General features: G+C 65.5%; 13 protein-coding genes. All 13 read left to right on the forward strand.

The features are described from left to right. On the forward strand, nt 1-259 hold a 259-nt coding region (locus ACTHNR_RS02170; protein ID WP_440545790.1), incomplete at its 5' end, for a chemotaxis protein CheW. A 22-nt stretch (nt 260-281) separates the two neighbouring features. Next, entirely contained in the window at nt 282-809 is a 528-nt protein-coding gene (locus ACTHNR_RS02175; protein WP_440545791.1) for a chemotaxis protein CheW, read from the forward strand. A 37-nt stretch (nt 810-846) separates the two neighbouring features. Continuing rightward, nucleotides 847-2817, forward strand: a complete 1971-nt coding sequence (locus ACTHNR_RS02180; protein ID WP_440545792.1) for a methyl-accepting chemotaxis protein — start codon at nt 847-849, stop codon at nt 2815-2817. 171 nt (nt 2818-2988) lie between these two features. Next, a complete protein-coding gene (locus tag ACTHNR_RS02185; RefSeq protein ID WP_440545793.1) occupies nt 2989-3942 on the forward strand; it encodes a CheR family methyltransferase in 954 nt (317 codons plus the stop codon). Between the two features lie 79 nt (nt 3943-4021). Then, nucleotides 4022-4789 carry a chemoreceptor glutamine deamidase CheD gene (gene cheD, locus ACTHNR_RS02190; RefSeq protein ID WP_440545794.1) on the forward strand — a complete coding sequence of 256 codons (768 nt, stop codon included), beginning with the start codon at nt 4022-4024 and terminating at the stop codon, nt 4787-4789. A 48-nt stretch (nt 4790-4837) separates the two neighbouring features. Beyond that, complete coding sequence (locus ACTHNR_RS02195) at nt 4838-5962, forward strand: protein-glutamate methylesterase/protein-glutamine glutaminase (RefSeq protein WP_440545795.1); 1125 nt, start codon at nt 4838-4840, stop codon at nt 5960-5962. A gap of 53 nt (nt 5963-6015) precedes the next feature. After that, complete coding sequence (gene cheY / locus ACTHNR_RS02200) at nt 6016-6411, forward strand: chemotaxis response regulator CheY (protein WP_440545796.1); 396 nt, start codon at nt 6016-6018, stop codon at nt 6409-6411. Between the two features lies 1 nt (nt 6412). Continuing rightward, nucleotides 6413-7120, forward strand: a complete 708-nt coding sequence (gene cheZ / locus ACTHNR_RS02205; RefSeq protein WP_440545798.1) for a protein phosphatase CheZ — start codon at nt 6413-6415, stop codon at nt 7118-7120. Between the two features lie 204 nt (nt 7121-7324). Continuing rightward, a complete protein-coding gene (locus ACTHNR_RS02210) occupies nt 7325-7828 on the forward strand; it encodes a DUF2844 domain-containing protein (protein ID WP_440545799.1) in 504 nt (167 codons plus the stop codon). Nucleotides 7829-7849: 21 nt separating this feature from the next. Beyond that, nucleotides 7850-9193: a DUF3443 family protein gene (locus tag ACTHNR_RS02215; RefSeq protein ID WP_440545800.1), complete on the forward strand. Its 1344-nt coding sequence runs from the start codon at nt 7850-7852 to the stop codon at nt 9191-9193. A 384-nt stretch (nt 9194-9577) separates the two neighbouring features. After that, nucleotides 9578-10087 (forward strand): DUF2844 domain-containing protein, encoded by a 510-nt coding sequence (locus ACTHNR_RS02220; protein ID WP_440545801.1) that lies wholly within the window; start codon nt 9578-9580, stop codon nt 10085-10087. 35 nt (nt 10088-10122) lie between these two features. Next, nucleotides 10123-11376, forward strand: a complete 1254-nt coding sequence (locus tag ACTHNR_RS02225; RefSeq protein ID WP_440545802.1) for a DUF3443 domain-containing protein — start codon at nt 10123-10125, stop codon at nt 11374-11376. Between the two features lie 280 nt (nt 11377-11656). Next, nucleotides 11657-12694, forward strand: a 1038-nt coding sequence (gene flhB, locus ACTHNR_RS02230; protein ID WP_440545804.1) for a flagellar biosynthesis protein FlhB, incomplete at its 3' end; no start/stop codon positions are given.

Below are 12694 nucleotides of genomic sequence, written 5' to 3' on the forward strand. Positions count from 1 at the left end.
GGTCGAGGGCGCGCGCACGGAGCCGACGCAAGGCATCGTCACGATCATGCAGACCGAAGGCCGTCGCTTTGCGATGCTGATCGACGAACTCGTCGGCCAGCAGCAGGTGGTGGTGAAAAACCTCGAAACGAACTACCGCAAGGTACGCGGCATCTCGGCGGCGACGATTCTCGGCGACGGCAGCGTCGCGCTGATCGTCGACGTGGCGGCGCTGAACCGTGAAAGCCGTGCATCGCACGGCGCAATGAACTTTTCGTAATCCCAACCGTTTGGGGGCTAACGTGTCTGAAGTCCAAACCCATCATGCGAACGGCCTGACCGTCGCTGGCCGTCGCGACGCGCTGCAAGCGGACGCAACCGGTCAAGAGTTCCTGATCTTCACGCTCGGCGCCGAAGAGTACGGCATCGACATCCTGAAAGTGCAGGAGATTCGCGGCTACGACAGCGTGACGCGTATCGCGAACGCGCCCGATTTCATCAAGGGCGTCATTAACCTGCGCGGCATCATCGTGCCGATCGTCGACATGCGGATCAAGTTCCACCTGGGCCGCGTGGAGTACGACCCTCAAACGGTCGTGATCATCCTGAACGTCGCGCATCGCGTTGTCGGCATGGTGGTGGACGGCGTGTCGGACGTGCTGACGTTGACGGCCGATCAGATCATGCCCGCCCCCGAATTCGGCGCGACGCTGACCGCCGAATATCTGACGGGCCTGGGTACCGTCGAAGGCCGAATGCTGATCCTGATGGACATCGAGAAACTGATGGTCAGCAAGGAAATGGCGCTCATCGAAGCGTTCGCGCAGTAAGGCGAAGGGCGCCGACGCGCCCAACCGGAGATTCACGATGTTGCAGAACTGGTCGATCCGCACGACGTTGACGGCTATCGGTGCCGTCCTCGTGGCGCTGACCATCGCGGTCGGCGTGCTCGGGCTCATCGCGCTTTCGGCTGCGAACCGCTCGCTCGATTCGCTCGCGCACGGCGATTTGCCGACGATCCACTCGCTCGACGATGCTGGCAGCTACCTGCTGCGCTCGCGCGTGGCGCTCGATCGTTTCCGCGCGTTGTCGGAGGCGAACAACGCCGACGAAGCGAAGAAAGTCCTGGCCCGCGCGCAAGAGTTGCTGGCGAGTTCCAACCAAGCCTGGCAAACGTTCTCCAACACGCCGCGCGAAGGCGTTGACCCGGCGGTGGTCGACGAACTCGACGCGCGCCATGCGACGCTCTTGCATGACGGTGTCGAGCCCGAATTCGCGGCCGCGCAGGCGGGCGATCTCGCGGCCTACCATGCGATCGCCGATACGAAGATCAGCCCGATGTTCGTCGCCTTCGACAAGGCGGCCGCCAGCGTGCTGAAGGCTCGTCAGGAACACGCCGAATCGCAGCACGATCAATCGTCGGCGCAGATCACGCTGATGAGCTCGCTGATCATCGCCGTGATCTTGCTGGCGATCGTGCTCGTCGTCTTCATTCGTTTCGCGCTGCGCGGGCTGATCGTCCAGCCGATCAACGATGCCATCGAGCATTTCGAACAGATCGCCGACGGCAATCTGACGCGCTCGGTGCGCAGCTACGGCACGAACGAGATCGGCCGCCTGTACGCGGGCATGGTGCGCATGCAGCAAGCGATGACGACGATGGTCAAGGCCGTGCACGCCGGCACGGAATCGATCGATGTCGGCGCGCGCGAAATCTCGATCGGCAATACCGATCTGTCGCAACGCACCGAAGAGCAGGCCGCCTCGCTGCAGCAAACGGCGACGAGCATGGGCCAGCTCACGGGCACGGTGCGCCAGAACACGGAAAACGCCCGTCAGGCCAGCCAGCTCGCGGTCAACGCGTCCGACATCGCCGTGCGCGGCGGAGAGGTCGTGAGCCAGGTGGTGACGACGATGCAAGACATCGCGACGAGCTCGAACAAGGTCGTCGACATCATCGGCGTCATCGAAGGCATTGCGTTCCAAACGAACATTCTCGCGTTGAACGCGGCCGTGGAAGCGGCGCGTGCAGGCGAGCAAGGCCGCGGCTTCGCCGTGGTGGCGGGCGAAGTGCGTTCGCTCGCGCAGCGCAGCGCCGCGGCGGCCAAGGAAATCAAGGCCTTGATCGGCGATTCGGCGGACAAGGTGGCGAGCGGCTCCGAACTCGTGGGCCGTGCCGGCACGACGATGGATGAGATCGTGCAAGCCGTGCGCCGCGTGACCGACATCATGGGCGAGATCAGCGCCGCGTCCGAAGAGCAGTCGACGGGCATCGAAGGCGTGAATCGCGCACTGACGCAGATGGACGACGTCACGCAGCAGAACGCCGCGCTCGTGGAGCAGGCCGCCGCGGCCGCCGCATCGCTCGAAGAGCAGACGCGGCAGTTGAAGTCGGTGGTGGCTCAGTGGCGCATCGACGGCACGCTCGCGCCAAGCGGTGCAGCCGCGCGCGGCGCGGCCAAGCCTGGCGCGCTCGCCAAACCGAGCAAGCCGGCTTCACAAGCCATCTCGCAGCCGATTTCGCAGATGGTACGCAAGCCGGTAGCGAAGGCGTCGCTGCCCTCGCCGGCGCCGCGTGCAGCATCCAAGCCGGCAGCCCCATCCACGCCGGAGAGCGCGCCGCAGCTAGCGCACCAGCATCCGAGCGCCGAGGCGCCGAGTGAAGCAAGTGCATCCGCCCCGAGCGTCGCCAAAGCATCGCCGAGCAGTGCGCGGCCCGCGCCGGCCGCGGCGCGCAGTGCGCCAAGGCCGGCGGTGAAACCGGCGGCGAGCGCAGGTCCTACGCCCGTCGTTTCGGCCTCGAGCAGCAAGTCCGACGACGATTGGGAAACGTTTTAACACCGTGGCGCGCGGGAAGGCGCGCCAGAAGCAGGAAAGGCAGACGAGTATGTGGCGTTTCGGCACCCCGCCCGCGACCGGGCGATACATTGCGCCGCGCGGTCCCCGCGCGGGCGGGGCGGCCGCTAACGCATCGGCACGGCTCGGCAACCACGAAGCGAGAGAAGCATCATGACCACAGCGCGCGCATTTGCCCGGGCCGAGCCCGGCGGCCTTGCCGACCGCTCCGACGAGCGGGCGGGTTTCGCCGATCGCGATTTCGAGTTCACGGCGGCCGATTTCGCCCGCATCCGAGAACTCATCCATCGGCGCGCGGGCATCTCGCTATCCGAGCACAAGCGCGACATGGCCTACAGCCGGCTCGCGCGGCGCTTGCGTGCACGTGGTCTCGACAGCTTCCGCCGCTATCTGGATTTGCTCGAATCGGAGAACAGCCCCGACGAGTGGGAAGCGTTCACCAACGCGCTGACGACGAACCTCACGGCGTTCTTCCGCGAATCGCATCACTTTCCGATCCTGGCCGAATTCGTCAAACGCCGTCAGCCACCCGTGTCGATCTGGTGCTCGGCCGCCTCCACGGGCGAGGAGCCTTACTCGATCGCGATGACGCTCATCGAGGCGCTCGGCGAATCGCAAGCGCGTCAAGCCACGGTGCTCGCCACCGATCTCGATACGCAAGTGCTCGCCAAGGCCGAAGCGGGCGTCTACTCGCTCGACCAGGTCAAGCAGTTGAGCCCGGAGCGCTTGAAGCGCTTTTTCCTGAAGGGAACGGGGCCGCACGCCGGGCTCGTGAAGGTGCGCCCGGAAGTACGCGCGATGATCCGCTTCGCGCAGCTGAATTTGACCGATGCCGACTACGGATTGCGTCAGCCGTTCGACGCGATCTTCTGCCGCAACGTGATGATCTACTTCGACAAACCGACACAGTCGCAGGTGCTGTCGCGTTTCGAGCCGCTCGTGAAGTCGGGGGGCTTGCTGTTCGCCGGGCATTCGGAGAATTTCACGTACGTCACGCAAGCGTTCCGTCTGCGCGGACAGACGGTATACGAACTCACGCGCGACGCGCAGGCGGCAGGCCGAGGTCACGGCGGTTCGCGCTCAACGCGGCAGGAGGTGGTCATATGAGCCCCTACGTTCACATCCGTTCACTGCCCCCCGAGGGGGCGGTTGCCTCCCTCGGGGCGGCCCAGCGGGAGGCAACGGCATGAGCGCTCTCCCGATCGCAACGAACCTGTATTTCGACAATCACTTCGGCCGGCGCGGCGTCAAGCTGCTGCCCAACGAGTTCTACACGACGCGCGAGGACATGGTGCTCGTCACCGTGCTGGGCTCGTGCGTGGCCGCATGCATTCACGACCGGACCGCCGGCATCGGCGGCATGAACCACTTCATGCTGCCCGACGACGGCGAGCAGCCGTCGCAGGCCGCCTCCGATTCGATGCGCTACGGCGCTTACGCGATGGAAGTGCTCATCAACGAGCTGATCAAGATGGGCGGCCGCCGCGAGCGTTTCGAAGCGAAAGTGTTCGGCGGCGCGGCGGTTCTGGCCGGCATGACGACGATCAACATCGGCGATCGCAACGCCGAATTCGTGCGCCGCTATCTGGGGCTCGAAAAGATCCGCATCGTGGCCGAGGATCTTCAGGGGGTCCACCCGCGCAAGGTCGCTTTCATGCCGGACACGGGCCAGGCCATGGTCAAGAAGCTGCGGCTGCAGCAAGAGCCGAACGTCGCCGAGCGCGAACAAGCCCTCGCCAAGCAGGTGGCCGAGGCGCGCGCGGCGCGTCATGCGCGGGCGGCGCGCGAGCGCGGCCATGTGGAATTGTTCACGACGCGTGGCCAAGCAGCCGCGCAAAAGCCGCAAGTCGAACTCTTCGGCGCGCCCTCGGCCAAGCCCCGTATCGAGCTTTTCGGGGCCGGCGCGCGCGGCTCCACCGTGACCAACAGCGCCAAGACCGTAGAGGAGGCATGATGGACAACCCCCACGTTCACATTCGTTCACTGCCCCCCAAGGGGGCGCATGCCTCCCTCGGGGCGGCCCAGCGGGAGGCATGACCCCGTGCAGAAAATCAAAGTTTTGTGTGTCGACGACTCGGCGCTGATTCGCAGTCTGATGACTGAAATCATCAACGGCCAGCCCGACATGACGGTCTGCGCGACGGCGCCGGACCCGCTCGTCGCGCGCGAGCTCATCAAGCAACACAACCCCGACGTCCTGACGCTCGACGTTGAAATGCCGCGCATGGATGGGCTCGACTTCCTCGAAAAGCTCATGCGCCTGCGGCCGATGCCGGTCGTGATGGTGTCGTCGCTGACCGAACGCGGCTCGGAAATTACGCTGCGCGCCCTCGAACTGGGCGCGGTCGATTTCGTCACGAAGCCGAAAGTCGGCATCCGCGACGGCATGCTCGACTACGCCGAAAAGCTCGCCGACAAGATCCGCGCCGCCGCGCGCGCGCGCGTGCGGGCCCGCACTGCCGCGCCGGCGCCGGCCGCCGGCGCGCACCCGGCCGGCAGCGCCGCGCCGATGCTGAACAATCCGCTCGTCAGTACGGAAAAGCTGATCATCATCGGCGCGTCGACGGGCGGCACCGAAGCGATCCGCGAGGTGCTGACGCCGCTGCCGCCCGATGCGCCGGCTGTCATGATCGCGCAACATATGCCGCCTGGCTTCACGAAGTCGTTCGCGCAACGTCTGAACGGCTTGTGCCGGATCACCGTGAAGGAGGCTGAACATGGCGAGCGCGTGCTGCCGGGCCATGCCTATATCGCGCCGGGCCATGCCCATTTGTTGCTCGCGCGCAGCGGGGCGAACTACATTGCGCACTTGTCCGACGATCCGCCCGTGAACCGGCACCGGCCCTCGGTCGACGTGCTGTTTCGCTCGGCCGCCCAGCATGCCGGCAAGAACGCCGTCGGCGTGATTCTGACGGGCATGGGCCGCGACGGTGCGGCGGGACTGTTAGACATGAGAAATGCAGGCGCATACACTCTCGCGCAGGATGAGGCGAGCTGCATCGTTTTCGGCATGCCGCGCGAAGCCATTGCGCTAGGCGGCGCCGACGAGGTCGCGTCTTTATCGGAAATGAGCCGCAAAGTGATGGCACGACTCGCGGCGATGGGCGATCGAGTACAGCGCGTCTGACCGGGGCAGCCCGGCTTCTTGCGCCGACCAATCAGGGTTAAAGGGAACGAAAGATGGACAAAAGCATGAAAATTTTGGTGGTGGACGACTTTCCGACAATGCGCCGGATCGTCCGCAACCTGTTGAAGGAGCTCGGCTACGGGAACGTCGACGAGGCGGAAGACGGCGCTGCCGGCCTGTCGCGCCTGCAGGGCGGGGGCTTCGACTTCGTGATTTCGGACTGGAACATGCCGAACATGGACGGCCTGGAAATGCTCAAGCGCATCCGCGCCGATGCTTCGCTGTCGCATTTGCCCGTGCTGATGGTCACGGCGGAGTCGAAGAAGGAAAACATCATCGCGGCGGCGCAAGCCGGTGCGAGCGGCTACGTGGTGAAGCCGTTTACCGCCGCCACGCTCGACGAAAAGCTGACGAAGATTCTCGAGAAGATGCAGAAGACGGGGAGCTGAAGTGAACGAGGCCACCAATGAGCAATCGGATGGCGCTGATAGCCCCGATTTGACGACCGACCGCATTCTTGCGCGCATCGGGTCGCTGACGAAGACGCTGCGCGATTCCATGCGCGAGCTCGGTCTGGACAAGCACGTCGAGCAAGCCGCCGAGGCGGTGCCCGATGCGCGCGACCGTCTGAAGTACGTCGCGAACATGACCGAGCAGGCCGCCGAGCGCGTGCTGACGGCCATCGACATCGCCAAGCCGCTGCAGGAGCAGCTGCAAACCGATGCCGCGGAACTCGACAGCCGTTGGGAACGCTGGTACGCCGCGCCGATCGAGCGCGAAGAGGTGCGCACGCTGATGACCGACACGCGCGCTTTCCTCGCGCGCGTGCCCGATACGACGGCGGCCACGAACGAGAAGCTGCTCGAAATCATGCTGGCGCAGGACTTTCAAGATCTGACCGGCCAGGTCATCAAGAAGATCATGGATGTCGTCTACGTGATCGAGCAGCAACTGCTCACGGTGCTGATCGAGAACATCGCGCCCGAGCGGCGCGAGCAGTTCGCGCAAACGGCGGCGGCGCTCGCGGCCGGACCCGCCAGCGCGACGGGCAGCCCCGAGCATCTGCTAAACGGGCCGCAGATCAACCCGGAAGGGAAAGCCGACGTCGTGCAGGACCAGTCCGACGTCGACGATCTGCTGGCCAGCCTGGGTTTCTGACGCCTTTTCTGGTTGTTTTCGATTTCGAAAGGCGGGCCGCCTCGCGCGGCGCCGCCTTTCGTCTTGTGCGCGGCGGGGCGACGCTCGGTCCATCTCCCGCACGTCCGATGCCGGCCCTAGCCGGTATCGCTGGTTTTAAAAAGATGGCACCGGCAACAAGCGCCGAGGGGCGCAATAAGAAACCATCATAAGAGGCTTGACAAGATGTCTAAAAGAACCATGCGCGCCGTGGCATGCGCGGCGCTGAGCTATGGGGTGCTGGGCGTGGCCGCGCCCGCCCTGGCCGCCCTGGGCGGCACGCCGACCCCGCCGCCGGCGGGGGCCGTTTCCAGCAGCGTACTCACTTCCGTTGCTCACTTTGCTTCCGGGGCAAGCGGTGCATCGACCGCCGCGCCGTACACCGTCACCCAAACGACCTTCGCGACCGGGACGACCGTGCGCGAGTACGTATCGGCGGCCGGCGAGGTGTTCGGCATCGCGTGGAGCGGGCCTACCATGCCCAATCTGTCGGTACTGCTCGGCACGTATTTCACGCAGTTCGACAGCGCGCGTGTCGCGCTGCGCACGGAGCATCCTGGCCGCGGCCCGCTCGATCTCGAGTTGCCCGGCCTCGTCGTGCGTTCGGGCGGCCATATGGGTTCGTTCTCGGGGCAGGCCTACCTGCCGCAATCGCTGCCGGCCGGCGTCACCGCCGACGACATCCAATAACGCACGAGAGCGAGGAGAACCATGTTGCATATTCAAGGCAAATTGGTCCGAACGCTCGGCGCGTTCGGTTTGGCGGCGCTCGTCGCGATCGTCGCGGGTTGCGGCGGGGGCGGCGGATCGAGCAGCGCTTCGACCGGCAACGCAAGCACGAGCAGCACCGGCGGAACCGGTACAGGCGGCACGGGGTCCACGGGCAGTACGCTGGCCGCGGGCGCGCCGGTGTCCACCACGCCCGCCGTCCTGGCGAGCAACCAAGTCGCTGTCGTCGTGGCATCGTCGACGACCAGCACCGCCCGCAACATTCCCCGCGTGAGCGTGACGGTGTGCGCGCCTGGGACCGGCAATTGCCAGACGATCGACGACATCCAGGTCGATACCGGTTCGTGGGGCCTGCGGCTGATGAAGGATGCCGTGAACAGCACGGTCCTGAACGCACTGCCGGCCCAGACGGTGGGCGGCAACCCTGTGGCGGAATGCGCGGGCTTCGCGGACGGGAACTCGTGGGGGTCGGTGCATTCGGCGGACCTGACGATCGGCGGCGAGACGGCGGGCAGCGTGCCCATCCAGATCGTCGGCGATTTGTCGCAATCGGCTGCCGGCGGCGCCAACAACAGCTGCGCCAGCGGGACGCTGAACAACACGTCGTCGGCCATCGCCGCGCACGGCATTCTCGGCATCGGGACCGCCAAGTACGATTGCGGCTCGACGTGCGCGACCACCACGGCGAACAACGTCTACTACACCTGTACGACGAGCGGCGGTGTGACGAGTTGCACGGACTCGACCGTGCCGCTCGCACAGCAAGTGATCAACCCGGTGCGGCTGTTTGCGACCGACAACAACGGCGTGATCTTGAACATGCCGGCTGTGACGTCGGCGGGTTCGACGCGGGCGTCCGGGTTCTTGACGTTCGGCCTCGGCACCCAATCGAACAATGTCGTGCCGACTTCCGGCATTCAGAAGCTCACGACGGACTACTTCGGCAACGTGCAAAGCGCGTCGCTGAGCGGCACCAGCGTCAGCAAGGCATTCTTCGATACCGGTTCGAACGGCCTGTTCTACACGGAAGGGCTGACGTGGTGTCTGGTTGCTCGGGGCTTCTATTGCCCCTCGTCGACCTTGTCGAGGACGCCGTCGGTGACGGGCTTCAACGGCACGACGGCTTCCATCGCACTGTCCATCGGGAACGCGGAGACCTTGTTCGGCGACGGCGGGTACGCCTACAACAACGTAGCCGGCACGATGTCGGGCTTGGCCTTCGATTTCGGCCTGCCCTTCTTCCTCGGCCGGACGGTTTATCTCAACTACGACCCGGCTGCCGGCGGCATCGGCGGCGTCGCGAGTTCCGCGTTCGTGGCGTTTTGATCGGGAGCGCTCGAATCGTCCCTCGCTAGTAGCTAGCGGCGCGCTCGCCGCTGGAGCAACGAAATAGCGAATCGCGAACGGCGCGGTTGCGGTGGCCGTGGGGGCTGCCGCAACCGCGCCGTCGTCGTTTCTTGGTCCGCTTACCTGTCTACCCGCCTTCCAAGGAGAAGGACTGCCGCTCCCACGCGGATTCTTCGGCGCCTTCTCCGTTGTCCTACATGCCGACGCGCCAGGCAGGCACGGCGCTTGCAGTCGCAACGCGCCTCATACGCGCTCGCCCGGATGTACTAAATTTCAGATGTAAGGTCGATCCGGCCGCTCGGCTCTATTTCGGATTCGGCTCGGCTGCGCGTAGGAGAACCCACCTCAGGAGGAATCGATCCGATGTCGAATCGCCTTTTACGCGCCGCCCTTCCCGCGGCGCTCGTCCTTTGTGCGGTGGCCGGCGCGACACAGCCCGCCCAGGCAGCGCTAGGCGGCAGTCCGATGCCTACTCCGTCCGACGCCACGACCACTACGCTCGCTCCGACCGCGCACGCACAGTCGAGCGCCCAGGGCGCATCGGGTACGGCCGCCGCTTCCTATACCGTCCGTTCCACTACCTATTCGAGCGGCACGCGCGTGCGCGAGTACGTCGGCGCCGACGGCAATGTGTTCGGCATCGCGTGGAACGGTCCACGCATGCCCGATTTACAGAGCCTGCTCGGTAACTATTTTCCGCAATACGCCAGCGGCGTCCAAGCGTTGAAAGCGGTGCGCCCGGGCCGTGGGCCCGTCGCCGTCGAGCAAAGCGACCTCGTCGTCCATTCCGGCGGGCACATGGGTTCGTTCTTCGGGCAAGCATGGCTGCCGGGCGCGCTGCCGGCCGGCACGACCGGCAACGATATCAAGTGACCGGGCCATCACAGAGCGAAACAACAGGGAGAATCATGTTGCGCACTCACAGCAGACTCTTTGGAGCGCTCAAGGCGCTCAGCGTGGTGGCCGTCGCGACCGTGCTCGCGGCGTGCGGAGGCGGGGGCGGCGGCGGTGGGGCCGGCGGCGGCAGCAGCGGCGGCGGCGGTCCGCAGGCTGCCGCGAATCAGGCTGTCGTGACGGTCGGCCAGGGCGTGGAGGGCGTCGCCAACATTCCGACGGTCAGCGTGACGGTATGCGCACCGGGTACGAGCGCCTGCCAAACGATTCCCAACATCCAGGTCGATACGGAATCGTTCGGGTTGCGGCTCGCCAGCTCGGCGGCGAGCCAGGTCTTGAGCGCCTTGCCGAAGCAAACGCTGGCGGGGAGCCAGCTCGCGGAATGCACCGCGTTTGCCGACGGCTACACCTGGGGATCGATCCGCACGGCCGATCTCACGATTGGCCAGAAAACGGCGAGCGGCGTGCCGATCCAGATCGTGGGCGATATGCCGCAGGGCGCCGTGCTGACGGGAGGCTGTTCGACGGGCACACTCGAACTCACCCCGGCCGACCTAGGCGCGAACGGCATCCTTGGCGTGGGCGTCGCGCCAAACGATTGCGGAACGCTGTGCGCCAGCCCGCCCGTGGGCAACAGCAACTATTACGCATGCCCGAACGGCGCGAACTGCGTGCAAACGCTGGTTCCCACCACGCAGCAAGTCGCCAATCCGGTTGCCAAGTTCGCCACGGACAACAACGGCGTGATCCTGACGATGCCGGCGGTCGGGCCGAGCGGTGCGGCCACGGTGACTGGCATGTTGACTTTCGGGATCGGCACGCAGGCGAACAATGGGCTGCCAGGGACGGTGACCAAGTTCACGACGAATGCTTTCGGCGATATCAATGCCACCTTCAACGGCAGCGCCGTCACGGCATTTTTCGATTCGGGTTCGAACGCGTATTTCTTCACCGACAACTCGCTGCAGAGCTGCACCGGAAGCGCATCCGCGTTCTACTGCCCGCCATCGACCGTTTCCCGTACCGTCAACGTGGCGAGCTACAACGGGGCGTCGCCCGGCGCCGGCGGCGCTTTGGCGGTCTCGATGACGGTGGGCAATGCTACCCAACTGCTGTCGAACGGCAATTTTGCGTTGAACGATCTCGCCGGCAATCTCGGCGGCGCGACGTTCGTCGATTTCGGCATGCCGTTCTTCTACGGCAAGACGGTCTACTACGGGATGGATCAGACCGGGTCGAACGGCCCGGGGCCCTACGTGGCGTTTTGACGATGTGACCTTTCCACGTCCTCGGCTTCCAATTCTTCCAATTGATTCGGCCCCGGCATCCACCGGGGCCGTTTTCTTTCATCGGCCTTTCGATCGAATTCCCGTATCGTCGCCCGCCTCGCCGCATGCGCCCGTTCGGGCCGCTCCGGGCCGTGCGCCCATCACTCGAAATGCACCCGTTTCCCCCGCCTTATCCGCCGATCGTCCATTGACCGGCGGGGGAATAATCGCTCTCACTGGATAACGGCATGTCGCCGAGATTCTTGCGGAGAAAATTCCCGTGGCAGAGGACAGCGACCTCGACAAAACCGAAGCAGCGACCCCCAGGCGCCTGGAAAAGGCGCGCTCGGAGGGACAGGTCGCGCGCTCGCGGGAATTGTCGACGTTCGCGCTGCTGGCCGCCGGCTTCTTCGGGGCCTGGGGGTTGGCCGGCCCGATCGGAATTCATTTGCAGGACATGCTGCGCGGCGCCTTCACGTTCAACCATGCGGCATTGGTCGACACCAATCGCATGCTGATCGGCGCGGGCAACGCCGGGCGGGAGGGCTTCATGGCCGTTGCGCCGATTCTGGCGCTCACAGGCGTGGCGGCGCTCGTCGCGCCGATGGCGCTGGGCGGCTGGCTGCTTTCGCCGAAGGTGTTCGAGTTCAAGTTCGAACGGCTCGACCCCGTCGCGGGCGTGGGCCGCATCTTCTCGATCAACGGCGTGATCCAGCTCGGGTTTTCGCTGGTCAAGACGCTGCTGGTGGGCATCATCGGCGGCGTGGCCGTCTGGCGGCGCAAGGATCAAATCTTGGGCCTCGCCGGCGAACCGATGCATACCGCGCTCGGGCACGGCCTGTCGATCGTTGCGGCCTGCTGCGCGACGACCGTGGCCGGCATGTTTCTGCTCGCGGCGTTCGATGTCCCCTATCAACTTTGGCAGTACCACAAGAAGCTGCGAATGACGAAGGAAGAAGTGAAGCGCGAGCACCGCGAAAGCGAAGGCGATCCGCACGTGAAGGGCAAGATTCGCCAGCAGCAACGGGCCATCGCGCGCCGCCGCATGATGGCCGCCGTGCCCAAGGCTGACGTGGTCGTCACGAACCCGACGCATTATGCGGTCGCGCTGCAATACGCCGACGGCGAGATGCGCGCGCCGAAGGTGGTCGCCAAGGGCGTGAACCTCGTGGCCGCACGCATTCGCGAGATCGCCGCCGAGAACAATGTCGCGATGCTCGAAGCGCCGCCGCTCGCTCGCGCGCTCTATCACAACGTCGAGCTGAATCGCGAAATCCCGGGCACGCTCTATAACGCCGTGGCCGAGGTGCTCGCCTGG

It is taken from the genome of Trinickia sp. (genome assembly GCF_051954495.1).
Lineage (GTDB): Bacteria > Pseudomonadota > Gammaproteobacteria > Burkholderiales > Burkholderiaceae > Trinickia.